At 64.7% G+C, this 25,410-nt stretch carries 30 protein-coding genes; 8 read left to right on the plus strand and 22 right to left on the minus strand.

What is annotated here, in order from left to right:
• The first annotated feature begins 70 nt into the window (after positions 1-70).
• From ACQRD3_RS06805 to ACQRD3_RS06825, 5 genes are all read left to right on the plus strand, one after another.
• A complete protein-coding gene (locus ACQRD3_RS06805; RefSeq protein ID WP_080906606.1) occupies positions 71-1,117 on the plus strand; it encodes an ABC transporter ATP-binding protein in 1,047 nt (348 codons plus the stop codon).
• The gene (locus ACQRD3_RS06810) at positions 1,110-2,045 is read left to right on the plus strand and encodes an ATP-binding cassette domain-containing protein (RefSeq protein WP_080906604.1); all 936 of its coding nucleotides are present in this window, start codon (positions 1,110-1,112) and stop codon (positions 2,043-2,045) included. The genes ACQRD3_RS06805 and ACQRD3_RS06810 overlap by 8 nt, the downstream gene beginning before the upstream one ends.
• A gap of 128 nt (positions 2,046-2,173) precedes the next feature.
• On the plus strand, positions 2,174-3,088 hold the full coding sequence (locus ACQRD3_RS06815) for a S66 peptidase family protein (RefSeq protein WP_427780577.1): 915 nt from the start codon (positions 2,174-2,176) through the stop codon (positions 3,086-3,088).
• Entirely contained in the window at positions 3,085-3,882 is a 798-nt protein-coding gene (locus ACQRD3_RS06820; RefSeq protein WP_080906603.1) for a serine hydrolase, read from the plus strand. Before ACQRD3_RS06815 ends, ACQRD3_RS06820 begins: the two co-directional genes overlap by 4 nt.
• 3 nt (positions 3,883-3,885) lie before the next feature.
• Complete coding sequence (locus tag ACQRD3_RS06825; protein ID WP_427780580.1) at positions 3,886-4,695, plus strand: SH3 domain-containing protein; 810 nt, start codon at positions 3,886-3,888, stop codon at positions 4,693-4,695.
• Between the two features lie 47 nt (positions 4,696-4,742).
• On the opposite strand, the gene ACQRD3_RS06830 is transcribed toward ACQRD3_RS06825, so the two are convergent.
• Positions 4,743-5,129 (minus strand): C-GCAxxG-C-C family protein, encoded by a 387-nt coding sequence (locus ACQRD3_RS06830; RefSeq protein ID WP_080906601.1) that lies wholly within the window; start codon positions 5,127-5,129, stop codon positions 4,743-4,745.
• A gap of 60 nt (positions 5,130-5,189) precedes the next feature.
• A complete protein-coding gene (gene recG / locus ACQRD3_RS06835; RefSeq protein WP_427780582.1) occupies positions 5,190-7,238 on the minus strand; it encodes an ATP-dependent DNA helicase RecG in 2,049 nt (682 codons plus the stop codon).
• A gap of 187 nt (positions 7,239-7,425) precedes the next feature.
• On the opposite strand from recG, the gene ACQRD3_RS06840 reads away from it, so the two are divergent.
• The 3 genes from ACQRD3_RS06840 (at position 7,426) to ACQRD3_RS06850 (ending at position 12,451) form a co-directional block, all read left to right on the plus strand.
• Positions 7,426-10,854, plus strand: coding sequence for a pyruvate carboxylase (locus tag ACQRD3_RS06840; protein ID WP_427780584.1), 3,429 nt, complete (start codon positions 7,426-7,428; stop codon positions 10,852-10,854).
• Between the two features lie 75 nt (positions 10,855-10,929).
• Positions 10,930-11,886 (plus strand): D-2-hydroxyacid dehydrogenase, encoded by a 957-nt coding sequence (locus ACQRD3_RS06845; RefSeq protein WP_427780586.1) that lies wholly within the window; start codon positions 10,930-10,932, stop codon positions 11,884-11,886.
• A 64-nt stretch (positions 11,887-11,950) separates the two neighbouring features.
• On the plus strand, positions 11,951-12,451 hold the full coding sequence (locus tag ACQRD3_RS06850) for an S-layer homology domain-containing protein (protein ID WP_427780588.1): 501 nt from the start codon (positions 11,951-11,953) through the stop codon (positions 12,449-12,451).
• 14 nt (positions 12,452-12,465) lie between these two features.
• Here the strand turns inward: ACQRD3_RS06850 and ACQRD3_RS06855 are convergent, their stop codons facing one another.
• The 20 genes from ACQRD3_RS06855 to ACQRD3_RS06950 all read right to left on the minus strand — a co-directional run bounded on the left by ACQRD3_RS06855 (position 12,466) and on the right by ACQRD3_RS06950 (position 25,382).
• Entirely contained in the window at positions 12,466-13,032 is a 567-nt protein-coding gene (locus ACQRD3_RS06855) for a putative phage tail protein (protein WP_080906597.1), read from the minus strand.
• Positions 13,029-14,084 carry a baseplate J/gp47 family protein gene (locus ACQRD3_RS06860; protein ID WP_427780590.1) on the minus strand — a complete coding sequence of 352 codons (1,056 nt, stop codon included), beginning with the start codon at positions 14,082-14,084 and terminating at the stop codon, positions 13,029-13,031. Before ACQRD3_RS06860 ends, ACQRD3_RS06855 begins: the two co-directional genes overlap by 4 nt.
• On the minus strand, positions 14,081-14,434 hold the full coding sequence (locus ACQRD3_RS06865) for a hypothetical protein (RefSeq protein WP_080906594.1): 354 nt from the start codon (positions 14,432-14,434) through the stop codon (positions 14,081-14,083). The genes ACQRD3_RS06860 and ACQRD3_RS06865 overlap by 4 nt, the downstream gene beginning before the upstream one ends.
• Positions 14,434-14,820 carry a hypothetical protein gene (locus tag ACQRD3_RS06870; protein WP_143476578.1) on the minus strand — a complete coding sequence of 129 codons (387 nt, stop codon included), beginning with the start codon at positions 14,818-14,820 and terminating at the stop codon, positions 14,434-14,436. The genes ACQRD3_RS06865 and ACQRD3_RS06870 overlap by 1 nt, the downstream gene beginning before the upstream one ends.
• A gap of 57 nt (positions 14,821-14,877) precedes the next feature.
• Complete coding sequence (locus tag ACQRD3_RS06875) at positions 14,878-15,810, minus strand: hypothetical protein (protein WP_080906592.1); 933 nt, start codon at positions 15,808-15,810, stop codon at positions 14,878-14,880.
• On the minus strand, positions 15,810-16,376 hold the full coding sequence (locus ACQRD3_RS06880; RefSeq protein WP_427780593.1) for a LysM peptidoglycan-binding domain-containing protein: 567 nt from the start codon (positions 16,374-16,376) through the stop codon (positions 15,810-15,812). Before ACQRD3_RS06880 ends, ACQRD3_RS06875 begins: the two co-directional genes overlap by 1 nt.
• A gap of 26 nt (positions 16,377-16,402) precedes the next feature.
• Positions 16,403-16,948 (minus strand): hypothetical protein, encoded by a 546-nt coding sequence (locus ACQRD3_RS06885; protein ID WP_427780595.1) that lies wholly within the window; start codon positions 16,946-16,948, stop codon positions 16,403-16,405.
• The gene (locus ACQRD3_RS06890; protein WP_427780596.1) at positions 16,945-17,193 is read right to left on the minus strand and encodes a molybdopterin oxidoreductase; all 249 of its coding nucleotides are present in this window, start codon (positions 17,191-17,193) and stop codon (positions 16,945-16,947) included. Before ACQRD3_RS06890 ends, ACQRD3_RS06885 begins: the two co-directional genes overlap by 4 nt.
• Complete coding sequence (locus ACQRD3_RS06895) at positions 17,142-17,564, minus strand: hypothetical protein (RefSeq protein ID WP_427780598.1); 423 nt, start codon at positions 17,562-17,564, stop codon at positions 17,142-17,144. Before ACQRD3_RS06895 ends, ACQRD3_RS06890 begins: the two co-directional genes overlap by 52 nt.
• The gene (locus ACQRD3_RS06900; RefSeq protein ID WP_080906588.1) at positions 17,561-17,953 is read right to left on the minus strand and encodes a hypothetical protein; all 393 of its coding nucleotides are present in this window, start codon (positions 17,951-17,953) and stop codon (positions 17,561-17,563) included. The genes ACQRD3_RS06895 and ACQRD3_RS06900 overlap by 4 nt, the downstream gene beginning before the upstream one ends.
• A gap of 12 nt (positions 17,954-17,965) precedes the next feature.
• On the minus strand, positions 17,966-18,988 hold the full coding sequence (locus ACQRD3_RS06905) for a phage tail sheath C-terminal domain-containing protein (RefSeq protein ID WP_080906587.1): 1,023 nt from the start codon (positions 18,986-18,988) through the stop codon (positions 17,966-17,968).
• Complete coding sequence (locus ACQRD3_RS06910; RefSeq protein ID WP_427780600.1) at positions 18,985-19,476, minus strand: hypothetical protein; 492 nt, start codon at positions 19,474-19,476, stop codon at positions 18,985-18,987. Before ACQRD3_RS06910 ends, ACQRD3_RS06905 begins: the two co-directional genes overlap by 4 nt.
• A complete protein-coding gene (locus ACQRD3_RS06915) occupies positions 19,473-19,799 on the minus strand; it encodes a hypothetical protein (RefSeq protein ID WP_427780602.1) in 327 nt (108 codons plus the stop codon). The genes ACQRD3_RS06910 and ACQRD3_RS06915 overlap by 4 nt, the downstream gene beginning before the upstream one ends.
• Positions 19,799-20,146 (minus strand): hypothetical protein, encoded by a 348-nt coding sequence (locus tag ACQRD3_RS06920; RefSeq protein ID WP_427780604.1) that lies wholly within the window; start codon positions 20,144-20,146, stop codon positions 19,799-19,801. The genes ACQRD3_RS06915 and ACQRD3_RS06920 overlap by 1 nt, the downstream gene beginning before the upstream one ends.
• A 93-nt stretch (positions 20,147-20,239) precedes the next feature.
• Positions 20,240-21,271 carry a phage major capsid protein gene (locus ACQRD3_RS06925; protein ID WP_427780606.1) on the minus strand — a complete coding sequence of 344 codons (1,032 nt, stop codon included), beginning with the start codon at positions 21,269-21,271 and terminating at the stop codon, positions 20,240-20,242.
• A gap of 15 nt (positions 21,272-21,286) precedes the next feature.
• Entirely contained in the window at positions 21,287-21,640 is a 354-nt protein-coding gene (locus ACQRD3_RS06930; RefSeq protein WP_427780608.1) for a hypothetical protein, read from the minus strand.
• 72 nt (positions 21,641-21,712) lie between these two features.
• On the minus strand, positions 21,713-22,633 hold the full coding sequence (locus ACQRD3_RS06935) for a hypothetical protein (protein WP_427780610.1): 921 nt from the start codon (positions 22,631-22,633) through the stop codon (positions 21,713-21,715).
• Positions 22,634-22,676: 43 nt separating this feature from the next.
• Positions 22,677-23,822 (minus strand): phage portal protein, encoded by a 1,146-nt coding sequence (locus ACQRD3_RS06940; protein WP_080906579.1) that lies wholly within the window; start codon positions 23,820-23,822, stop codon positions 22,677-22,679.
• Between the two features lie 12 nt (positions 23,823-23,834).
• On the minus strand, positions 23,835-25,088 hold the full coding sequence (locus ACQRD3_RS06945; protein ID WP_427780612.1) for a PBSX family phage terminase large subunit: 1,254 nt from the start codon (positions 25,086-25,088) through the stop codon (positions 23,835-23,837).
• Positions 25,089-25,382, minus strand: a complete 294-nt coding sequence (locus ACQRD3_RS06950; protein ID WP_080906576.1) for a hypothetical protein — start codon at positions 25,380-25,382, stop codon at positions 25,089-25,091.
• Positions 25,383-25,410 lie beyond the last annotated feature (28 nt).

The following is a 25,410-nucleotide window of genomic DNA, read 5'->3' on the forward strand; positions in this document are numbered from 1 at the left end:
GTTCCATAGAGGTACCGCTTCTGTGAGAGAGACTGCCCGTCCCCCCATCCTGCCAAGGAGGTCCTGCCCCATGCCAAACAAAGACGCCATCCTCTCCTTTGAGGATCTTGAGATCCACTTTACCCTCCGGGGGCAGATCCTTCGGGCCATCCGCGGGGTCTCCCTGGACGTTGCCCGGGGAGAGGCGCTGGCCATCGTGGGCGAGTCCGGCTCCGGCAAGAGCGTGTTCACCAAGTCCGCCATGGGCCTGCTGGACGCCAACGGCTCCATTGCCGGGGGGCACATCTGGTACGACGGCAAGGATCTGGCCGCCTACCGGACGGAAAAGGAGTGGCTCACCATCCGGGGCAAGGAGATCGCCATGGTGATGCAGGATCCCATGACTTCCCTCAATCCTCTGAAAACGGTGGGGGATCAGATCCTGGAAGCGGTGCTGCTCCACCAGGGCCTGCGGGGCGAGGCCGCCAGGCAGGCCGTGCTGGAGGCCCTCGCCGCCGTTGGCATCGACGACGCCCCCCGGCGCTATCGCCAGTATCCCCACGAGTTCTCAGGCGGGATGCGCCAGCGGGTGGTCATTGCCATCGCCGTGGCCTGCCGGCCCAAGATCCTCATCTGCGACGAGCCCACCACCGCCCTGGACGTGACCATTCAGGCCCAGATTCTGGATCTGATCAAGCAGCTTCAAAAAAAGCTGGATCTCACCACCATCTACATCACCCACGACCTGGGGGTGGTGGCCAACGTGGCCGACCGCATCGCGGTCATGTACGCCGGAGACATCGTGGAGGTGGGCCGGTGCGAGGAGGTCTTTTACGACCCGAAGCACCCCTACACCTGGGCCCTGCTCTCCTCCCTGCCCCAGCTGGGCGTGAAGGGGCAGGAGCTCTACTCCATCAAGGGCACGCCCCCCAACCTTTTCCAGGAAGTGAAGGGGGACGCCTTCGCCCCCCGGAATCCCCGGGCGCTGAATATCGACTTTGTGGAGCGCCCCCCCTTCTTTGAGGTATCCCCCACCCACAAGGCCCGCACCTGGCTCCTGGACCCCAGGGCCCCCAAAGTGGAGCCGCCGGAGCTCATCCGCCATCTGCGCCAACAGGGAGGCAGCCGCCATGTCTGATACCAGAGAAACCCTCCTGGAGGTCCGGGATCTGCAGGTCACCTTCGGCTCCCGCCGCCACCCCTTCCCCGCGGTGGACGGGGTCTCCTTCGACATATACAAGGGCGAGACCTTCGGCCTGGTGGGGGAGTCCGGCTCGGGCAAGACCACCATCGGCCGGGCCATCATCCGGGTCAACCCCGTCTCGGGGGGCACGGTGCGCTATCAGGGAGAGATCATCTCCGGCAAGGTGAGCCGGGAGGTGGATCGAAAGGTCATCCAGGAGATCCAGATGATCTTCCAGGACCCTATGGCCTCCCTCAATGAGCGGGCCAAGGTGGATTATATCGTCTCCGAGGGACTCACCGCCACCGCCGGCCACCTTTCCGAGGGAGAGCGAAAGGCCAGGGTGGAACAGGCCCTCTCCGACGTGGGCTTGCTTCCCGAGTTTGCCAGCCGCTTCCCCCACGAGTTCTCCGGCGGCCAGCGCCAGCGCATCGGCATCGCCCGCGCCCTGATCATGCAGCCGAAGTTCATCATCGCCGACGAGCCCATCTCCGCCCTGGATGTGTCCATCCGGGCGCAGGTATTGAACCTGATGGCCAAACTGCAGAAGGAGCGGGGACTGACCTACCTCTTCATCGCCCACGACCTCTCCGTGGTCCGGTTCATCTCCGACCGCATCGCCGTCATCCACAAGGGCAAGCTCATGGAGCTGGCGGAGAGCGAGCAACTCTTTGCCCACCCCCTGCACCCCTACACCCGCTCGCTTCTCTCCGCCATCCCCATGCCCGACCCGGTGTGGGAGCGGAACAAGCAGCTTTTGGTCTACGACCCCGCCCAGCACCACTACTCGGAGAGCAACCCGCCCCTCTGGAAGGAGCTGGAGCCCGGTCACTTTGTCCGGGGCAGTGAAGAAGAGCTGGATATTTACCGGAAAATGCTGTAAAATAGGGAACGCAGCTGGAACGGCTTTCCGTTCCCGGCCCCTCATCGTCCCGGCGGCCCTGCCTGCCATCTACCCCGTGAGGACCGTCCTTTGCGGCGGTCCTCCCCTTTTTGAGGTGATTGATTACTATGCTGACCCCCAATTCTCTCTATCCCGGCGCCCGGGTGGCCCTTCTGTGCGCCAGCTCCGCGGTGCCCTCCGAACGTCTGGCGCCCGCCGTGGAGGCGGTCAAGGCCCTGGGTCTGGAGCCCGTGGTCTACCCCTCCTGCCTGTTTGAAAACCGCCACGGCTATTTTGCCGCCGACGACGGCCAGCGGGCCAAGGACCTGTCCGACGCCTTCTCCGACCCCGCCATCCGTGGCATTCTCTGCATCCGGGGCGGCTATGGGGCCGGGCGGCTCCTCCCCCTTCTCAACTGGAAGGACATGGCCCGCCACCCCAAGCTCTTCTGCGGCTACAGCGACGTCACGGCCCTTCACATCGCCCTCAACCAATGCTGCCGCCTGCTGACCTACCAGACGCCCATGCCCTCCACCGAATACTACCAGCCGGTGGATGAATTCACCATGACCTATCTCCGCCGGGCCCTCTTTGGGGCCCTCACCGGACCCCTGCCCATGGGGGACGGCGTCCGCACCCTGGCGGGCGGCCGGGCCAGCGGCGTTCTGTGCGGCGGCAACCTCTCCCTCGTCTGCGACAGCCTGGGCACTCCCTGGGAGCTGGACACCCGGGGCAAAGTCCTCTTCCTGGAGGACATCGGAGAAAAGACCTACCGGGTGGACGGGATGCTCACCCAGCTCCGAAACGCCGGCAAGCTGGATGACTGCGCCGCCATTTTGCTGGGTGGGTGGACCGACTGTGTTCCGGAGGACGAGGAAAAGACGCTCTCCCTGGACGAGATCTTCCGGGAGCTGATCCTCCCCGCCGGAAAGCCGGTGCTGGCCGACCTACCCGCCGGGCATGTCCTTCCCACCATGTCCCTTCCCCTGGGCGCCACTGTGACAGTGGACGCCGACGCCAAGACACTGGAGGTGACCGCATGACTTTTTCAGAGCTGAATGCCTATCTCCACCGGGAGATCGAAGCTTTCCCCGGGCAGACCTCACTTCTGGTGTCCGACCCGCTCTCTCCGGAGCCGCTGCACGCCTGGCAGGAGACCCTCCGGGTGCCCTCCGCCTCCACCATCAAAACCCCCATTCTTCTCACCGCCCTGGAGCAGGTGCGGCAGGGGATGCTCTCCCTCACCGACCCCATGACGGTCTCTCCCGACTGCGTGCTCCCCGACACCGAGGTCTTTGACCGGGGGGAGAGCGTCTATTCCCTTGGAGAGCTCCTCTACTGGATGATCGTGGAGAGCGACAACACCGCCACCAACGTCATTCTGGACGCCCTGGGCTTTGACGCGGTAAACGAGTACTGCGCCATGATCCTGGGGCTGGAAAATACCCTTTGCCAGCGGAAGATGCTGGACTTTGCCGCCGCGCAGGCCGGGCTGGACAATTTTACCTCCGCCGCCGATCAGCGCAGGCTCTTCTCCCTTCTCCACGGAGGCCAGATCCTGAACCCCGGCCTGCGGAAGATCGCCCTGTCCATTCTCTGCCGCCAGCGGTCCATGGACTGCATGCTCCGCTATATTCCCGACGCGGTGGAGGTGGCTCACAAGACCGGCGGGCTGAACGGTGTGGCCCACGACTGCGGCCTCTTCCTCCTCCCCCGCCGCCCCCTCTTCGTGGGCATCTTCACCTGGGACGGCCCCAGCCCCGACGGAGACCCCGGCCAGAAGCGGTATATCGGCCGTCTGGCCAAGGCCGTCTACGACTTTTATAAGGAGGTCTGAGCCATGAACGCAGTCATCCGCGTCTCTCGCTGCCCCCTCTATCTCCGCCCCAGCGCCCAGTGCGAACTGGCAGACGAAGCCCTGCTGGGCTGGACGGTCTCCATTCTGGACCGCCCCTGCCCCGGCTGGTACGAGGTCAAAACCGACTACGGCTACACCGGTTACGCCCCTGCCGCCGCCCTCACCGCCGGGGACGGCAACGCGGCCCGCTGGGCTTCGCTGGAGCACAAGACCGTGCTGCGGGGGGTGTGCTCCGTGCGCTCGGCTCCCCGGGTCCAGGCCTGGGAACTCACCCAGCTTCTCCGGGGCGCCACCGTGGCCGTCCACGGCCGGCCCGACGAAGACGGCTGGCAGAAGGTCTCCCTCCCCGACGGGCGGGAGGGCTACACCAAGGCCGGCTTCCTGGGGGACATTCCCCAGTGGACCGACGAAGCCTCCTTCCGTGCCGCTGTGGTCCGCACCGCTCAGACCTATCTGGACGCCCATTACCTCTGGGGCGGCAAGACCCTCCTGGGGATCGACTGCTCCGGCCTGGCCTTCATCTCCTACCGGCTCAACGGCGTCACCATCTGGCGGGACGCCTCCATCCGGGAGGGCTATCCCATCCACGCCATCGACCCGGCGGACAAAAAGCCGGGCGACCTCATGTTCTTCCCCGGCCATGTGGCCCTCTATCTGGGGAAGGACCGCTACATCCACTCCACCGCCCTCAACGGCAGCGACGGGGTGGTCATCAACAGCCTCAATCCCGCCGATCCGGACTATCGCCCCAAGCTGCCCGAGACCCTCACCGAAGTGGGCAGCCTGTTTTAACTCAGAGGCAACAAAAAACCGGGGCCGCTTACAGCGGCCCCGGTTTTTTACTTCTCCAGCAGCTTTTCCGTCAGCTCCACCGCTTCAAACACCATCCGGTCGCAGTGGCACTTGCGCTCCTCCCCGTTCTCCCTGGCCTTTTTCAGCAGCTCGGCACACTCCAGACAGCCGTTTTTCTCCCGAAACTCCCGCATCAGGGTCTTGGCCGCCTCGTCTCCTGCTCCCGCCAGCCCCAGGGCCATCAGCGCCCCGGTCACCGCGCCGCAGGTGGAACCGTGACGCATCCCCGTGTTAAAAAAGGTGCCCGCCCGGAAGGCCGTCTCCTCATCAATGCCGCACTTCCCGCTGAACGGGATCAGCGTGGCCTGGCAGCAGTTGTAGTGGACGTTGGCATCCGCCCGAAGCGCCCGGGTCTTTTCCATGATCTGACTCATTGTCTTTCCCCTTTTCTGTTCCCATGATTGAGACAGCGGACGGATTTTCCGCTCCCCGTTTTAATTAAAGATCTCGCCCTCCTCGGCAAAGAGCCGACACACCCTCTCCATCAAAGGCCGGTTCTCCGGACGGGACAGATCGGGATCCGCGTCCAGCAGCTCCCCGGCCGCCCGCTGTGCCTCCTTCAGCACCCGGGTGTCCCCCGCCAGATCCGCCGCCCGCAGCGCAGGCAGGCCGTGCTGGCGATGCCCGAAGAAATCGCCGGGGCCCCGGAGCTCCAGATCCTTCTCGGCGATCTTGAACCCGTCGGTGGTCTGTGCGAAAAACTTCATCCGCTCCCGGGTATCCGGGGCGTGATTGCCGCTGACCAGCACACAGTAGGACTGCCATTTCCCCCGGCCCACCCGCCCCCGGAGCTGATGAAGCTGGCTGAGGCCGAAGCGCTCGGCGTTCTCGATGACCATCAGGGAGGCGTTGGGCACGTCCACTCCCACCTCCACCACAGTGGTGGACACCAGCACATCCACCTCTCCCCCGGCGAAGGCGGCCATGACCTTTTCCTTCTCCCGGGCCTTGAGTTTTCCGTGGACAAAAGCCACCCGCAGGTCGGGAAACACCGTCTTTGACAGTTCCGCGGCATAGGCTGTCACCGCCTTCAGGTCGGCCCCCTCCCCCTCTTCCACAGCGGGGCAGATGACATAGACCTGGCGGCCCGCCTCCACCTGCTTGCGGACAAAGCGGTACATCCGCTCCCGCTTGTCCTCCCCCACCAGGTAGGTCTCCACCGGAGACCGCCCGGGCGGCAGCTCGTCGATGATCGTCACATCCAGGTCGCCGTAGATGAGCAGCGCCAGCGTCCGGGGGATGGGCGTGGCCGACATCACCAGCACATGGGGGGGCTTCTCCGCCTTCGAGGCCAGCGCCGAGCGCTGTCCCACCCCAAAGCGGTGCTGCTCGTCGGTGATGACCAGCCCGAGGTTCTCAAACTCCACCCCCTCGCTCAGCAGCGCGTGGGTGCCCACCATCAGGTCGACCTCACCGGCAGCCAGCGCGGCCCGGGCCGCCCGTTTTCCGGCGGCGCCCAGGCTGCCGGTGAGCAGGCCCACCCGAATCCCCGCCGGGGCCAGCAGCCCGGACAGGGTCTCCCAGTGCTGCCGGGCCAAAATCTCGGTGGGGGCCATCATCGCCGTCTGGAAGCCACCGGCGCAGGCCAGCCAGGCGGCAAAAGCCGCCACCGCCGTCTTGCCGGAGCCCACGTCTCCCTGCACCAGCCGGTTCATGCTCCGGCCCGAGGCGAGGTCTCCGGCGATCTCCTCCATGGCCCGCCGCTGGGCACCGGTGGGAGCAAAGGGCAGCAGGGCCAAAAATTCCGACAGCTCCCGCCTGGGAAAGGCCTGTCCCTCCTTCTCTCCCCGCCGCCGGCGCAGAAACGCCATTCCACAGGAGAGCGTGAAGAGCTCTTCAAAGACGAGCCGCCGCCGGGCCACGGCCAGGGCCTCCTCGTCGGCGGGAAAATGGACGTTTCGGAGCGCATACTCCACCGCGGCCAGCTGATACCGCTGCCGCAGCTCTCCCGGCAGCTCGTCGGGCATCTGGTCGGCGCATCCCTCCACACACTGGAGTGCCAGCGAGGCCAGCAGGTGGTTGGACACCCCGGCCGTAAGAGAGTAGACCGGCATGATCCGCCCGGTAAACCGGGTCCAGTCGGCCCGCTCAAACACCGGATTGGTGAGCTGCCGCTTTCGGCCCACCGTCTCCATCTTCCCATAAAAGACGTAGCTCTCCCCAGGCTCCAGCGCCCGGCGGACATACTCCTGATTGAAAAACGTGACCTCGGCCGAGCCGGAGCCGTCCACGATCCGGCTCTTGCTCACCGACAGTCCGGCGCGGATCCGGGAGGTCCTGGGGGGTTCGGCCACCAGGGCGGAGATGCAGACCGGCTCCCCCTCGGGGGCATCGGCGATGTCGGTGAGGCGGGTGCGATCCTCATAGCCCCGGGGGTAGTCGTTCAGCAGATCCTCCGCCGTCACCAGCCCCAGCTTTGCCAGGGCTTTGGCCCGGGCCGGCCCGATCCCGGGCAGGGCCTGCAGCAGTGTTTCAGGCGTCATATTGCCCCTCCTCCCCGCGTTTTTGTTATCCTATCACAAAACCCGTTGTCAGGCAAGACGGTCTCTGGAAAACCATCTGCTTTCGCTTTTCCCTTTTTGCAATTTTTCTGATTTTTACTTGCAAAATTTCCCCGCACCATATATAATAGTGGCATTCAAATTCACCCCTGGAAAGGATGGGTCCGTCTTGAGTGAGAAAACCTTCCGTAAAGTGATGGCCGCCAACCGCGGCGAGATCGCCATCCGCATTTTTCGTGCCTGCTACGACCTGGGGCTGCGGACCGTATCCGTCTACTCCAATGAGGATACGTACAGCCTCTTCCGCACCCGGGCCGACGAAGCCTATCTCATCGGCCGCAACAAAAGCCCCCTGGCCGCCTATTTGGACATTCCCGCCATCGTGGGACTGGCGGTCCACCGGGGTGTGGACGCCATTCACCCAGGCTACGGTTTTCTCTCGGAAAATGCGGACTTCGCCCGGGCCTGTGAGGAGGCCGGCATCACTTTTGTGGGCCCCTCCTCCCGTGTATTGGCACAGATGGGCGACAAGCTGGCGGCAAAGGCCACGGCCATCGCCTGCGGTGTGCCCATCATTCCCGGCTCCACCGAACCGCTGCGGGACGCCGATGAGGCGGTGGAAAAGGCCCTCTCCTACGGTTTCCCAGTGATCCTCAAAGCCGCGGCCGGCGGCGGCGGCCGCGGCATGCGCCGCTGCGACAGCGAGAACGAGGTGCGCACCAATTTTCAGCTGGTGAAGAGCGAGGCCAAAAAGGCCTTCGGCAACGATGACATTTTCATTGAAAAGTACCTGGTGGAGCCCAAGCACATCGAAGTGCAGATCCTGGCCGACCAATACGGCAACGTGGTCCACCTGGGGGAGCGGGATTGTTCTCTCCAGCGCCGCTACCAAAAGGTGGTGGAGTTTGCCCCCGCCTGGAGCGTGCCCGAAGAGGTCCGCCACGCCCTGCATGAGGACGCAGTAAAAATTGCAAAACATGTGGGCTACGTCAACGCCGGAACCGTGGAGTTCCTGGTGGATCGGGACGGACGTCACTACTTTATTGAGATGAACCCCCGCATTCAGGTGGAACACACCGTCACCGAGATGGTGACGGGGATCGATCTGGTGCGGGCTCAGATCCTGGTGGCGGAGGGATGCCCTCTCTCCGACCCCCGCATCGGTATGGCCCGTCAGAGCGATCTCAGGCAAAACGGCTACGCCATCCAGTGCCGGGTGACCACCGAAGATCCGGCCAACAATTTCGCCCCTGACACCGGCAAGATCACCGCCTACCGTTCGGGCGGCGGCTTCGGCGTCCGTCTGGACGGCGGCAACGCCTATACCGGCGCGGTCATCTCTCCCTATTACGACTCTCTTCTGGTGAAGGTCACCGCCTGGGACAACACCTTTGAGGGCACGTGCAGCAAGGCCCGGAGAGCCATCAGTGAAGAGCACATCCGCGGGGTCAAGACCAACATCCCCTTCATCACCAATATTCTCTCCCACCCCCAGTTCCTGGAGGGCGCCTGTCACACCAAATTCATCGACGAGTCCCCCGAACTCTTCGAGTTTGAAAACGGCCGTGACCGAGCCACCAAGGTGCTCAAATACATTGCCGAAATCCAGGTGAAAAACCCGGATACCCAGCGCAAGCAGCTGGAAATCCCCCGCTTCCCGGCCCCCAGCCGTCTCCAGACCCGTGCCGACGGACTGAAGCTCCTGCTGGACGAGCAGGGCCCCAAGGCTCTCAGCCGGTGGGTGCTGGAGCAGAAGAAGCTCCTGATCACCGACACCACCATGCGGGACGCCCATCAGTCTCTGCTCTCCACGCGCATGCGCACCCGGGATATGATGCTGGGCGCACCGGGCACCGCCGAGATCCTGAAGGACTGCTTCTCCCTGGAGATGTGGGGCGGGGCCACTTTCGACGTGGCTTACCGCTTCCTCCACGAATCCCCCTGGGAGCGGTTGGACATCCTGCGGCAGGCCATTCCCAACGTCCCCTTTCAAATGCTGCTCCGTGGAGCCAACGCAGTGGGCTACACCAATTATCCCGACAATGTGGTTCAGGCCTTTATCCGGAACGCCGCCAAATACGGCATCGACGTCTTCCGGGTTTTCGACTCCCTCAACTGGCTGCCCGGCATGGAAGTGGCCATGGACGAAGTGCTGCGGCAGGGCAAGTTCTGCGAGGCCACCCTCTGCTATACCGGCGACATCCTGGACTCCCGCAGAGACAAGTATACGCTCGAATATTATGTCAACCTTGCAAAAGAACTGGAGCACCGGGGCGCTCACATGCTCTGCGTCAAGGACATGTCCGGCCTTTTGAAGCCCTACGCCGCCAAAAAGCTGATCACCGCTTTGAAGCAGGAGATCGGCATTCCCATCCACCTCCACTCCCACGACACCTCCGGAAACCAGATCGCCTCCTACCTCATGGCCGCCGAGGCGGGTGTGGATGTGGTGGACTGCGCTGTGGAATCCATGGCCTCCACCACCAGCCAGCCCTCTCTCAACGCCCTGGTAGCCGCTCTGCGCGGCCAGGAACGGGACACCGGGTTCGATCCCGATCAGCTCCAAAAGCTCTCCGATTACTGGTCGGACGTGCGCCTGCGCTACGCCCGGTTTGAGACGGGCATCAAGAACCCCTCCACCGACATTTACCGCTATGAGATGCCCGGCGGCCAGTACTCCAACCTGAAAGCCCAGGTGGAGAGCCTGGGCCTGGGTCATCAGTTCGAAGCGGTCAAAGAGATGTACCGGGCCGTCAACACCATGCTGGGCGACATTGTAAAAGTGACCCCCTCTTCCAAGATGGTGGGGGATCTGGCCATCTTCATGGTGCAGAACGATCTGACTCCGGACAACATTCTGAAGAAGGGGGAGGCCCTTCCCTTCCCCGACTCGGTGGTCAGCTATTTCAAGGGCATGATGGGCCAGCCCGCCTGGAGTTTCCCGGAAGCGCTGCAAAAGCTCGTCCTCAAAGGGGAGCAGCCCATCACCTGCCGCCCCGGCGAGCTGCTCCCCCCCGTGGATTTTGCCAAAGCCCGGGAAGAGGTGGAGAAATTCTACCCCGGCGCCTCCGACCGCACGGTGGTCTCCTGGTGCCTCTACCCCAAGGTGGTGGAGGAATTCTGCCGCCACCGCCAGGAGTACGGCTACATCACCCGCATGGGCAGCCACGTGTTCTTCGACGGCATGGCCCTGGGGGAGACCACCCAGATCAGCATTGAGGACGGCAAGACCCTGGTGATCAAATATCTGGGGCTGGGCGATCTCAATGAGGACGGGACCCGCAACGTCCAGTTCGAACTCAACGGCATGCGGCGGGAAATTGCCGTAAATGATCCCTCCGCCGAATCCCGGGTGGCCGCCACCCCCATGGCAAATCCTTCCGACAAGAGCCAGATCGGCTCCTCCATTCCCGGCATGATCTCCAAGATCTCCGTCATCCCCGGCCAAAGCGTCAAAAAAAATCAGGTCCTGGCCGTCATCGAGGCCATGAAGATGGAAACCAGCGTGGTGGCCCGCATGGACGGCACCGTGGACCAGATTTTGGTTCAGGAGGGCTCTGCCGTCAAGGCCGGTGAGCTTCTCATCACCATGAAATAACCTCTGCTTCCAGCCACAAACCTCTGGACAAAGGGCCCGCCCCTTTGCCCAGGATCTGCCGAAAGGAGTTTTGTTGTGGAAACGATCTTAAACCTCCTTCCTCTGACGGACGATGAACGGGCCGCTTTTGTGGCCTGCGCCCCCAATGAGGATCAAATTTTTCTTCCCTCTCCACATCTGGCCTTCACCGGGGAAACTGCCTCCCTGGACAAGGTTGCGCGGGCCACGATCATTTTGGGCAACGTTCCTCCCCACATGCTGGTGGGCAGCACCGGATTGAAGTGGCTTCAAACTTGGTCGGCCGGGGTCAACGCCTATACCCTCCCCGGCGCGTTTCCCAAAGGCGCCATGCTCACCTCTGCCGTTGGGGCGTACGGCCCGGCGGTCTCCGAGCACATGTTTGCCTCTTTGTTGGCGGTGATGAAACGCCTGCCCGCCTACCGGGATCTCCAGTCGGCCCACTGCTGGGCGGATGCCGGAACCGTCCGCTCTCTCCGGGGTTCCACCGTCCTCCTGCTGGGCACCGGCGATCTGGGCGGACACTTTGCCGCTCTGGTCAAGTCCATGGGCGCCCGCACCATCGGTCTGAACCGCCACCCGGAAACCCCCGTGGCCTGTATCGATGAGCTCCACCCCCTGTCGGAGCTGGATGCCTGGCTTCCCCATGCCGACGTGGTGTCCATGACACTCCCGGAGACCCCCCAGACCATCCGCCTGATGAACGCCCGCCGGCTTTCCCTTTTGAAGCCGGACGCCATTTTGTTAAATGCGGGACGGGGCACCGCCGTGGACTGCCTCGCTCTGGCGGAGGCCCTTCGGACCGGGCGCCTCTGGGGAGCCGCGCTGGATGTCACCGAGCCTGAGCCGCTTCCCGCCGATCACCCTCTCTGGGACTGCCCCAACCTGCTCCTCACCCCACATATCGCGGGAGGCGACCACATGGACGGGACCATTCGCAGCATCGTCTCCATTGCTTTGGAAAACCTCCGGCACTTTATGGCAGGGGAGCCTCTGCGCAATCGGGTCCTCTGATTCCCTTGGATTTGCGGTAAAAATATGATACCCTCCCGGTACCAATGACCGGGAGGGTATTTTTATGCGCTCTTTGACCTGTCTGGCTCTTTCCCTGCTCCTTCTGACGACCCCTGCCCTGGGTGCGGCCCCCGAGCCCGTCACCCGGGGTGACTTTGCCGTTCTCCTCTGGCAGTCGGCGGGAGGCGTTCCCTACGATGTCAGCACCTGTCCTTTTTCCGACGTGGGGCGAAATACCCCCTATGCCCAGGCGGTGTGCTGGGCCTGGGATGAGGGCGTCATCCGAGGCGTGGGGGAAGGCCTTTTTGCCCCGGACCGCCTCCTCACCCGGGAGGAGTGCGCCGCCCTGCTCCGCCGCAACGACGCCCGGCTGGGCCGGGACACTTTTTTCCCGGACGCCGGAATCTGCAATGACTTTCAGGATATTTCCCCCTGGGCGGACGACAGCCTTTACTGGGCCTGCTCCACCGGCCGCATGGCCTGGCTGGAAAACCGCCTCGCTCCCTGCGCCCCCGTCACACAGGCCGAGGCAGAGGGCTATTTCAGCGCCCCATCCCGTTTTTGACCCTCTGGAAAAGCCTATCGCACCAGCTTTTCCAGCTGCTCCCAGGTATAGCCCCCTGCCTCGATCTCTCCCCAGGTGGAAAACTTCTCCTCCACCATGGCCCAGGTGATGTACCAATACACATAGTCCACCTGAAGGTGACAGGGCAAAATGTCTTCTATGATCTTCCTCAGCGTCTCAAACCCGTCCGGGATTCCGGGCACGTCCGGAAACCGCACCTCCACCACGCCGGTGTCCGCCGTCTCTCCGGCCACGGCGTTGAGCCCGCAGCCCTTCAGGTTGTCGTTGACAGCCGCCAGCGTAAAGCTGTCTCCGCCGATCCTCAGCAGCGCCGCCAGGGCCTTTCTTCGCTCCTCCGGGGTGTCCGCCACAGGCCGCCGGACCAGCAGGCTTTCCAGCCTCTCCAGTCCCCAGCTCTCCGCCGTGTCGAGAAAACCCTCCCGTTCCAGCGTGGCAAGAGTCTCCTCCACCCCGTCCAACGCCTCTCCCTCTCCGGCCAGCTCCCCCGCGGTGTAAATCCCACTCTTCTGATATGGGCCCAGAGGCCGGAGCAGCGCCCATAAATGCTCTGCACAGCTCACGCGCTCACCCCCACCGTCAGCGTCCCCAGCCGGGGCAGTTCCCCTCTGGCCACCGCCACGTCAGCGGCGGGTGCGGAGACAGAGCAGTTGGCCACACCGGTCTGAGAAAAGACGAGCTGATAGAGCTCCGCCACCAAAATGTTCCGGCTGAGCCGCTTCCCGGAGAAGAAATCCCTCAGCGCGGCCTCCACGCCGGTCTTCACCTGCGCGCTGTCCGCCCCCTCTTTTGGGGTGACCGCCACCGTCACATCCACCGTCTTGACTGTGGGGGCCTTCACCTCCACATCCACGGCGATCTCCCGCCGTGCTTCGAAATAATCGGTCAGCTGACTGAGCAGCTCAGCCCCCGGCAGCCCCGCCTGAGTGGCCACCACCACATCCACCGTGCCCTTTCCCCGGTTTCGGGGCAGCACCGTGACCGCTGCCACCTGGTCAAAGGACAGGGCCTCCTGCTCATAAAAGGCTGCGTTGGCCCCGTTGGGCATTCTCCGGTAGGTCTCCAGCACCCGCTCCCGCAGCGTCCCGTCCTCCTCGGCATCCGCGCCCCCTGTAAAGGCTCTTGGGTTCACGCACCGGCTGATCCCCACGGGAGCTACCGCCATTGCCTGGATGCTCCCCTCCGGCACATTGCCCGCCGCCCCGGCCTCCACTGCCCGGGCCGCAGCCTCCACCGAAGTCTCTCCCGCCGGCAGCACCACATCTTCCAGCGTCTCAAACCGCACCATACCGGCGGTGGCGCAAACCGTCCCCGCCGGAACGGACAGGTCAGCAGCGGAGGCGGCGTCCACACAAAAGCGGATCACGCCCTCCGCCCGCACCGCCTCCCGGCGCTCCAGGCCCCGCAGGGCGGCGTGCCGCTCCAGATAAATCCCCTCCGCCGTCTGGGGAAAGACTTGTCTGGCCAGCCAGTCCGCCTGCACGTAAAGGGCATACACTTCTGCCGCCACCGCATAGAGCTTGACCGACAGATCGCTGGCCGCCGACGCCTCCGCCCCCGTCTCCCGGCGAAATACCGCCAGCATCTCGTCATAGATCTCTTCAACCGTTTTCATAGGCTCTCCTCCAAACGCACTGTGGCCGCCAGCTCCTCGCCCTGCCACTCCATCCGTGCGGTGAGCTGGATCGCCCCGCCTGCCTCTTCCATCGTCACCTCACGCAGCTCCACCATCTCATCGCTCAGCGCCTCCGCCACATACTGACGGGCCAGGGCCGCCCGCTGTCCCGGCGCGGCCCGCCCCAGCAAATAAAGCCTGCTGCCCAGTTCCGGCAGAAAGGGGAAGCTCCCCCGGCGGACCGAGAGCTTCCACAGGATCCGCTCCAGCAGCTCCTGCCCCCCCTCCGCCGTTCGGAAGCCCCCCTTGCCGTCGGGCACGTAGTCCCCTTCCCGTAAAATCAGCGCCATCACACGCCCTCCCCGGCAGCGAGTTCCGGGCCCACCGCCGCCCCGTTGACTCGAAGCCTCCCGGTGATCTCCACCGTCCCGTCAGGCTTTAACCGGAGCACGGCCTTGCCCGCCGCAACCGCCACTTCGCCCGGCTGTAATTCCAGTTCTTCCGCATCTTGGGGCACGCCTACGGCGCAGCGTTTTTCCCCGCAGGCCCCCGCCTTGAGCACCAGCACCTCCTGCCCCTCCGCAGGCAGCCAGTGGTACCCGCCGGGGGCGTATACCGCCGCCGCCCGGCGCTCCCCCTCCAGCCAGGCGCCCGCCGGATCTCCCGGCACCGTCACCGGCCCGCTCAGGGCCAATCCCCCCGGTGCTTCCGGCCGTCCTTGTCTCGATAGAAACATTCTGTTTTTCCCTCCTTGTCCGGGCCTTTTTCTCCCGCACAAGCGGAACAGGCCCTCTTACCCCAGCGTCAGCTTGACCCGGGTCCCGTTCCCGTCCAGCACGCTCTCCGTCTCCAGCACCGTCCAGTTTCCCGTGAGAGCGGGCCGGCTCAGGGAGACGGACACCCGGTCTCCCGGCTCGCAAAAATAGCTCCCCGGCACCGTCAGCTCCACCCGGAACCGCTCCTCCAAAGACCGGTCCAGCTGGAACCGTCCGGAATACCTGGCCGCCTGATAGGCGCTCTTTCCGGGCAGGGTCACCACTCTCCGGCAGCAGCCTCCCTGTTCCAGGAACGCCTCGTTGACCATTCTCTGGACCGACCGGCTCGTCCGGTCCTGAATCAGCAGCTCGGAACAGATCCCGTACCGCCTGTCCCGCCGGCTTACGGCCGTCACTCCCGTCCGGTCGTCCACCGCCACGATTTTCCCTGCGGCGGCGGCGTCCACCGTCAGGCTGCCCCAGGCGTCGAAGCGGGGCTGGACCCCTCCGTGATACCTTGCAAAGCTGTACAGCACCTGCCACTCGCTGCTCCCGGTCTCCACAGAAAATCCAGGCACCGGCGGCAGGCTCCCCACCCGTCCCACCGGCACCCCGTATGGCGTCACGTGATCTTTCAAAATATCGGCCAGTGTGGCCACCTGATAGTCCTGTCCCCGGGCCTCGTTGTCCAGCAGCAAAGCCGCCAGTCCCCGCCCGGAGAGGGAGAGGCCCCCGCCCCTCTCATCCCAGGTCAGCTCATACTCATCCAAAACGCCGGTAAACCGTCTGGCCCCGTTTTCCTCCACGATGAGCCGGCTGGCCTTTTCCAGCTCCGGCTCCAATCCGGCATCCCAGGGGCAGGTCCCCTCAAAGCTGTCACAGGGCACCGCGCCGGTCCGCAGCAGCCTCCATCCGGTAAAGGGCGGAAGGTCGATCCGCGCTCCGTCGCACCGAAGCAGATATCCCTCCATCACCGGACGCGCACCTTCTCTCCTGTGCGGATGAGATTGGGATTCTTGATCTGGGGGTTGAGGGCGATCAGCTCCGCCAGTGCCAGGTCATAATCCCGGGCGATCCGCCACAGGCTCTCTCCCCGGACCACCGTGTGCCACGTCTTTGCGTCCCCGGCAGGGCCCGCGGCCGCGGCGGCGCTCTGTCCGGCGCTTCCGGTCCCAGCCGTCCTGGCACAGGCCCCATAGCCCTCATAGGTCTCCCAAAAGGTAAAGGTATATCGCACATAGTTCTCCCTCGGCTCCTGCTCCAGAGACAGCTCCACGAAATAGGCCCTGGCAGCCTGCCAGACGGGGTGGACCAACACCCCCGGCCCGTCGCTGTAAAAGACCGACGCCAGCTTCTGAAACTCCCGGTAGGCCCCCTCGCCCACGAACTCTCCCTCGCCTTTCATAACCCGCCGGGTGGGGCCCAGATCCTGCAAATGATAGCGGCCGAAGGGCACCTTGTGCACCCCCATGGCCCGCTGGTATTCAATGGAGTAGACCCTCGGGTTGTGGGGCCACACATAATTCTTGTATTGCATGGGCGCAAGCGCCATGGTATCCCTCCTCAATACAGCGAAAAGCCGCCGTCATACCGCCGGGCATCCCGTTCCACCGCCCGATCCAGCTCCTCCGGCCCCCAGCCGGGGGAGCTCTCTTCCGCCCCGGGCAGGACAACAGAAATGGGGCGTCCCTGTCCATGGGTCAGCCCCGCCCCGGCCTCCGCCCGTCTCAGCCCGCTGAGCAGCGCGGCCGCGGCGCTCTCTCCCGCCGCCCCCCGGGACCGCCGCTCTCCCGGCACGGCATATGCCTCCTTTTCCGCAAGCTGCCGAACCACGTCCGCCGCTGCGGAATCGCTCTCCCGGACCGCCGCTTTCGCCGGTTTTTTCTCCGCCTTGTCTTCGGAAGCGAGGGGAAGCCGGCTCTCATCAGACTCCTCCGCGGGTCCCTTTTCCGAAACGTTCCCGGCCCGCCCTGTCAGCCGTACCGTCCCGGAGAGGAACTTCCCGGCTGGAATTACGGCTCTCTTGATTTCCTCACACAGCCGCCCTTTCTCCGTCTCTCTCTCTTCCTCGTCCTCCTGAGCCAGCGCCAGAGCCAGATAATCGATCAAATCCCATCACCCCGCAACCGCTGAAACCGTTCCAAATCAAATTCCCTGTTCTCCCCGCAGTCCGCCGCTCTCGCCCCACACACCGGGCACCGCTTCTCCTCCGCCTCCGCCCGGCAGGCCGGACACAGCCGGTCCAGCAGCTCTTCCCCGTCCAGCAGCAGGTTGACCGCGCACCACAGGTAGTCCCGGTGGGTCATCTTCCGGACCCGCGCCTCGGTAGGCAGAGCGTGAAATGCTTTGAGCACGCGCCACCGAAGGCGCTCTTCCGGCGCGTGCTCCAGGCTTTTTTTGCCTGTTCCACCGTCTCCTCCCCGCTCAAAACCGAGGGGTTGCTCTCCCGGTCAAAGGCGGACCACCTGCGGGCCAATTCTCCGATCTGCCCCGCGGTCATCCCCTCCAGCACTTCTTTCCCGCCGGCAAAGGCGGGCCTCCCCCGGCGCAGCAGGGCCCGGGCCAGCAGGCATGCGTTGGCGCACAGAGCCGGATCCCGCCCCTCCGCCGCCAGCGTCTCCGCCTCCGGTCTGGCCTCCATGGCCTCCCAGGCCGACAGCAGCCGAGCCCTCCAGCCGCCTCCCAGCTCCGTCACCCCGGGCCTGTTCCAAAAATTGTCTCTCATTTCAGCGTGGTCTCCACCCGCCGTGCGGCGACGATGGTGACTTTCTCCAGCACCATCTCGCCCAGCCTGCCCGTTTCCTCCAGGTCCTTCCACTGACACCCGGAATAGATGACTCGCCGATCCGGCTTGCAGATCACCAGGTTAAAATCCTCCAGGTCGTGGAAATTGACCCCATCCTTCACCGCCTCGTCGGTGGCGTAGAGCCGGGAGAGGATCACCGTATGCCTGCGCTGCCCCGGGATAGTGGCCACCGGTTCGCTCTCTCCAAAAGCCTCCACCGTGGTGCTGCTCCGTACAGTCTGGGCGGTATAGCTCTGCACCACCGCCAGCTTCTTTCCGTTGAGCTCCAGATAGATGTCGGCGCTGGTGGGAAATTGTGATACCGTCATTTTGTTTCCTCCTTATACCGTCACATGGGCGGACAGCCAGATCTGGTTGAGCCCGTGAGCCACGGTGAAATCAAACTCCACCAGACACACGGTGGGGTTATTCTCCACCGCGGACACCGCCACATTGTCGTAGTCCGCGATGATCTCCCCTCTCTTTTTCTGCTCCAGCTCCACAATGACCTGGCTGCGAATGGCTCCCCGGCCCTGCTCGGTGTTCTTGGCCCGGCTGAACCGCGCCCGCAGCGCATCTCTCAGCCCGGGGATCACATCGTCCACCACCCGGATGGTGGTCAGTTCCCGCCATGTGGCATCCGCGGCCGAGCCGGTCTTGGTCCGGGTCGTCACCCCCCGCACCACACTCACCACGCCGCCGCTGCTCTCCAGAGGCGTCACTCCGCCCAACACCAGGGTGTCAATCTCGCCGTCCGACCACTCCTGTTCCGCCGCCGGGATCCCCTTCAGCTCCGCGCCGCCCAGTGGGACGGCAGGGTCGCTCTCCCCCGCGATGGCCCCGGCCACCGCGGCGGCGGCCCTCGCTCCGCCGGGGGCCGTCAGCACCACCCGCTCGCAGTTCAGACCCTCCGCCCGGCTCACCAGCGCGGAAGCGGCCTCGTTCTCTCCGCCGCACACCACTGCCAGCCGCTCCCTGCGGGCCTCGGACGCGCTCTTCACGCTGTCCCGCAGCGCCTGCTGCACTGCCAGCGTGGCGCTGTCGCACACCACGGCGGCCAGATTCTCCACCTTCTCCAAGGCCGCGAATGCGGCCGCATAGCCGCTCTCCGCCGCCACAGGAACAGCCCAGACACTGGCCGCCCCGTTTTTCAGCAGGATCCCAACCAGCTCGGTGATCTCCTCGTCTCCCCCGAAGGTCTCCGCCGCCTGTTCCCGGCTGAACAGGCTGTACACCCGTCCCGCCGTGCCTTTTGTGCACAAGGCGGCCAGGCCTGCCGCCCTGCTGCCGCTCTGCCCGCTCACCACGCTGGACGCGTCGTAGACCGAGTACACCCCCGGTCTCTGATGTTCCGTCACATTCACACCTTGGTCTCTCCTCTCACTGTAAAGTCCACAAACGCGCCGTCCTCATCGGCCCGGGCATAGGACCACGCCTCAAACCCCACCTGCACCGGGCAGCAAAACCGTTTGGCCTCCGCGCGGTACGCGGTCTCCCCCGCGGAAAAAGCCACCGGCCGCAACCCAGCCGGCCCGCCCTTTCCCAAGGCATCCACCAGGAGATCCAGACCCATCTGGACCTCCTGGGCCGTCCCCGCGTACAGATCCAGGCCAAAGGTGAGCTTTACCCGTTTTCCGTAGAGCTCCACCCACCGCCCAGTCTCCTCGTCGTAGCGCTCCCCCAGATAGTCCTGAAACCCCGGCGTGCCGCCCTCATAGGCCCTCAAAGACACGGCCGCCACCGGCTCCCCGGCCCGGAGCCGCGCCTGTCCCCCCCAGGCCGCCACAGCCTCCAGCCCATTTTTCTTTAGATATTCCGCCAAATTCCGGCGCAGCTCCTCGGTTCCCGTCATGCCCCGCTCCTCTCATCCAACTCCTCGGCCAGCGCCCACCGGTAGGCGATCTTCTCCCCCGCCGGCACCGCCCTCACCCGGATAAAGTGGTAAAACCGGCCGTTCCACGACAGCTCCTCCACCCCCTCCGGGTCGATCTCAGCGGGGCCCAGGTAGAGGTACTTTCCCTCCGGGGCCACGCCCAGCGCCGTCGCCTCCTCCCCGGCCGACCGCTCGCCGACCGGCTGAAAAAAGGCCTTCACATCGCTTCCCCGTCCCGCCTGATACAGCGTGACCCTCTGCCCAAACCGCTCCAGCAGCCTTTCCCACGTCGATCCGTCCATCAGCCCCGCACTCCCAGAAAAGAAAATCCCTCGTCCCGCAGGTAGGGCCGCATCACCTGTCTGGCCTGCATCCGCAGCGCCTGGCCGCGAGCCTTCCGGTCCCCCTGCCGAAGGGTCACATCTCCTGCGGTGAAGGACTCCACGCCGTCGTCCTCCGCCACCTCCCGACCAGCCAGCGCCAGCCAGGCCCCGGCCAGCACAAAACACTGCCCGCAGTCCTCCGCCGTCACACCGTCTCTCAGCCAGCCGGTCAACTCGTCCTCGGCGGCCTGGCACAGGGCCCGCAGGCCCTCGCTCTCCCGGACCTTCCCCAGCAGCACCGCCATCGCCATGATTTTCTCGATCAATTCCGTCCCTCCTCTCAGGCTCCCTCCTCCACCGGGAGGGAGCCGTCCGGCGTACCGGCTCTCCGGTCAATCCGCCTCAGCCGTACATAGCTCTCACACCGTCAGCACCTTGGCCGCGTCCTGAAACACCTTGGCAAATCCGGCAATGGTAGTGATGGCCGCCCGCTCCAGCTGCCGGTCGATGAGCTTGTCGTACTCCACCATCACGTCGGAGCCCTTCACCATTTCCAGCGCATAACGCCGGTCCAGACCGATGAGCTTCCCGGTGCCCAGCGCGGAGGTCCGCAGCAGATTGGCCCCCAGAGGGGTGGTCAGCTTGCCGGTACCCTGGAAGTTGAGCCCGGTCATGGGATCGCGGAACTCGTCCATCTTCAGCATCTGGAGCATCACGTCACCGGAGACCAGCAGGGTGTTCATTTCATAGGGATCGAACTGGGCCCAGAAGTCCACCAGATCATCGTACTTCAGTGTCCCGGCAATGCCTCCAATGGGGGACGTGCCCACCTTCAGCTTGGTTGCCGCATTGCTGTTGCCGTCGCCGTTTTCCAGCACGTCGATGGCGTCCTCCAGCAGGGTGCGGCTGATGTAGGCGCCGATCTGCCGCAGGGTCACGGAGAAGAGATCCAGCTTCTGATAGCGGATGGCCTCATAGGAGGCCACCAGCATCCGGCCCCTCTTGTGGAGCCGCACCAGATTTTCCTGGGTCTTGACCTGGGTCTGGGGAATGACGCTCCCCTCCTCCACCCGGCGCAGCTCCTTCTTGCTCTTTTCGGGCACCGAGGCGATGGAGCGGTAGTCCAGCCCTTCGAACCGGGTCTCGGCGGCGGTGATGGAGGGCAGCAGGTCGGCCTCCTCCATCCCCTGTCTCACGCTTCGGGCCACGAATTCGGGAAACAACACTGCGGACTGAGACGTCTGGAAAAACTTCTCCACCACATCGCTGCCCGCACCCTTGACCTTGATGTCGAACCGCTTGAGCTGACGCTGATAGGCGTCCATCTCCTCCAGGGCAGTACCACGGTAGCGCTCGGTGGGGTCCTCCTCCTCCAGTACGGCGGTAAAGCTCTTTCCCGACACAGAATACATGCCCTTGTCCAGTTTCAGATCGTCAAAATGATAAGCCATCTGTCTCTCTCCTCCTTACATTTTCAGGGTGACGAATCCGGCAGTATCCTTGGACACCACCAGGTATTCCTCCCCTGCGTCGCCGCTCCCCGCCTTTTTCACGCCGCCGCTGCCGTCGGCCGTGAGGGTCTCCAGTCCCACCGCCACAGTGCTGTCGGTGCAGGGGACCTCGGCAAACCCCCCCACCTGTACGGCGGCGCACCCGGTTTTGACCGACACGGACAGGCCGCAGAAACGTTCCCCTGCGGTGCAGGCCGCCACCTTGCTGTCCCCCGACAGCTTCACCACCTGTCCCGCCGTCACGCCGTCCCCGGCGTAGAAGGTGGCGATGACCTCTCCGATCCCCTCAAACGAAACCTTGCTGCTCATACCCATTTCCTCCCTTTTCTGTTTCATTCCATCTCAAATATTCAGTCGACCGCCCTCAAAGTGGCGGCGGCCTCACACCAAAAACGCCCGGTCTCCCGCTGTCTGTTCCCGACTGCCGCCCCGGTAGCTCAGCTGCGCGCCCCGGGGCCAGATCTCCTCCACCTGCCGCTGGAACACGGTTTTCAATGCGGTCAGCTCCTCCTCGTCCAGCTTTCCGGTCATGGAGCGGATCACATCGGCCTCCAGCCCCGTCCGGCTCATGGCCATCAGCCGCACCACCTCGCCCCGCAGTTCCTCCAGATACCGCCGCCCCAGCGCGGCGGCCTTCTCCAGGGCCTCCAGCTCTCTCCGAGCCTCCGGCTTTTCCTCCGCCAATGCCTTCAATACCGGCGTCATCCCCTTGATCACCCCGGCCCGGGGCTGGGCGGGCACCGCCACAAAGGACCACTCATAGGCGTCCTTCGCCCCCACCAGCTCCCCCCAGCAGAGGGTTCCGTTGTAGGTGCGCCCCTTCACATGGTGGCACTCCTCCAGCGGCAGCCCGCACACCGAGCACACCGCCTTCTCCACCGAGCAGCCCACGCTGACCTCCCGCTTGATGCCCCCCTCGATCTCCGCGATGAGATCCCGGTTTCCCTCGGTGCGCACCATATAGGCCCAGCCCTTCAAGTAGCAGCCGGGATCTCCTGCCCGTGTGAGCGGCCCCTCCTCCCGGACCACCTCGGTCTTATAGATACGTGCGGCCTGTCCCAGCGCCGACCAGTTGTGGTCAAAGATGCCGCTCTTGCCCACGAACATGGGTGCCAGCCCCTCCAGCGTCTCCTCGGGGAAGCGCTCCCACTCCCGGTCGATCTCGTTGTCGCACAGCCGCACGGTGAAGGTGTATACCTCCTCGGCGGCCAACTCCTTCCGGGCCAGCGCGTTGATGAGCGCCAGATCCTCCTCCTGCACCGGGCAGCCGCCCCCGGTATTCGCCTCTTTGATGATCTTCAAATCCCTCTCTCCTTTCCGCCCGTCTGTTCTCCAGGCGGGCCGCTCAAACCGTTCCCCGCTCCCGTTCCAGTCTCAGGTTCTCCGCCTGCTCCCGGTAGAGGCCGGCCCGGGCCTCCTCCACCAGATCCTGCAAGTTTATGTCCTCCCAGTCCACATTTACCCGGGAGGAATACCCCCTGGTCCGCAGCCAGATCTCGCAGATCCGCTCCACCACAGGCGTAACGCTCCGCCGCAGCGCGGTGATCTCGCTGGTCATCATGTCGGCCTGCTGGGCGCTCATCCGCTCGGTGGAGCTCCAGGACAGCCCCAGCAAAAAGGGCGGGATCCCCGTCTTGGCCACCAGCTGTTCCAGGATCTGCCGCACCGGCACCTGGCTGTCCAGCACCTGGTTGTCCGCGCCGATGACCTTGATGTCCACGTCTCCCACCGCCACGAAATCCCGCACATTGCCGCTCTTGCCGGCCTGCATGGCCGCCGACCACTCCCGGGCGATCTCCTCGCCCCGCTCTCTGGCCCACACGCCGTCGCCGCTGCCGCCGGGCTTATACACCACGGCAAACCGTGCGTTGCCCATCCGCTCCCAGTTGAGGCCGGTGGCCTGATAGATTTTCAAAAGGATCCCGGTGAGGAACGGCATGGACCGCAGCAGGGACACCCCATAGGGGTTGTCCGCTTCGGGCTGGTAGGGGGTAAACAGAATGAGGTCCTGCCGGGGCATTTCCTCCACGGCCCCGTCCCGCCTCCGGGCGCAGAGGGCAAAGTCCAGGGGGGTTTCTCCCTCTTTGATCTCGATCTCCGCCGGGTCGGCGCACAGCAGCGCGGCCACCTCCCGCCTGCGTCCGTCCATCACGACCTCCCCCACGCCCCGGCCGCACACCAGCATGGAGTCCACATAGGCGTCCAGAAAAGACTGGATGCCCCTCTGTCCCCGCCCGGTATTCACCGTCCGCAGAAACTCCTCCAGCTCTCTCTGGCCCTCGTCCGCCGTCACCTTCACGCCGCCGGCCAGCCGCACCAGCTTTCCCACCGCGGCGTCCACAATAGGCACCGCCTCCCGGATGGTCCGATAGAGGGCGATCTCCCCAGTTTTGAGGGGAACGTATCCGTTCAGCGCCCCGAAGGGGTGGCTCTCCTCCTCCCGGGTCTGCACCACCGCCGCGGGCGGTTTCTTTTTCTCAAACCACTTCATGTCTTTCCTCCCTCATCTCCATAGCTCCCGTTCCACTGCCAGTCCCCCCACAAAGCCGCCCCCGCGCCCCACCGATGCGGCAAAATACCGGATGTCGTCCATGGCGTGGTCGAACTTCTTCACCACCCTGTCCCCCACAGCCCTCTGGTCCCAGCAGTAGAGGGAAAACTCCCGAATGGCGTCCCGGCAGGGGGTGCAGATGACCAGCTTTCCCTGCCGCAGCAGGTCGGCCGTCACCCGGATCCCCTCCAGCACATCGTTGCGGGCGCTCTCAGCGGGCCATCCCTCCTGCCGAAGGGCGGCGATAAAGCTGGCCGCCGACGGATCTACGATGACCCGCCGAACGTCCCGCCCCGCCGTCAGCCGTTCCAGCGCCTCCACATATTCCCGGTCGGTCTTCTGCCGCCCCTCTTTCCGCCCGTCGTAATAAAACTCATCCACCCGGTACCACACGCCGTCCCGCAATCCCCACAGCCCCATGGACGTGGGGTTTGCCGTCCCGTAGTCGCAAGAGACCCGCCACTCCTCCATCTCCCCCTCGGGGGCGGGACACACCATACTCTCGTCAAAGAAGTCGTAGACCCGCCCCTCGGCCACCGCCCACTCCCCCAGTACGAACCGCCGGTAGAACGCCCCCTGAAAGCTCCTCCGGTACCGCTCCAGCACCCGGGGGCTCAGACTGGGATTATCCTCCATGGCGAAGGGCACTCGCAGGGCGTTTCTCTCCCCCGCCCGGCAGATCCATTCTTTGTAAAACCAATGCTCCGGCCCCTCTGGGTTGCAGGAGAACCACACCTTGGCCCCCTCCACGGAGCACCGGGCCACCGCCTGCTCCACAAAGGAGCGTGGCATCAGCACCACCTCGTCCATCAGCACTCCGGCCAGGGTCATTCCCTGAATGAGGGCGGCGCTGCCCTCGTCCTTTCCGCCAAACAGGTAAAAGGTGTTCTCATGCCCGTTGAATGCCACCCGCAGCAGGTGCCGGCTCACCTTCTCCTCCACGGAAAACCCCAGCTCCCGCAGCACCGGCCGCAGTCCGCTGAGCAGATTCCGCCGGGCCGATTCGATGGACTTTCCGCACAGGGCAAAGGCCGCCCCGTCAAACCGCCGCATGGCCCAGCAGAAAAAGGACAGCCCCAAACAGAAGGTCTTCCCGCTCCGCACGGCGCCGTCGCAGAGGATGGCCTCCCGCTCCCGCCAGGGCGAGCCGTCGCACCACCAGGAGAGCACCAGCCTTTGCTTGGGGGAAAAGGTTTCCACCTGCATTTATTTCTCCTCCCCGACCTGTCCGGCTGCCCCCTCCAACGCCTCATAGAGCCGCTGTGCCTTGGGATCCTCCTCCGCCCGATCCATCAGCCACTGCAAAGCCGCCAGCCGGTCGATGAACTTTACCTCCACCGTTCCGTTGCTGCTTCGCTTGAATTCCGCCACGGCGGACAGGTCCAGCTTCGCCAGCTCCCCCAGCTCCTCCTCGCTCAAAAAGGCCAGCCGCACCGCGTCGTTGACCCGGCTCTCCGCCAATTTTCTGATTTGTCTCAAAACCGCCTTTCGGCTCTCCATCGCCGTCCCTCCTCACACCCCTCCCGTT

Origin of the sequence: Candidatus Pseudoscillospira sp. SGI.172 (assembly GCF_050313575.1) — a bacterium.
In the GTDB taxonomy this organism is placed as follows: Bacteria; Bacillota; Clostridia; order Oscillospirales; family Oscillospiraceae; genus Vermiculatibacterium.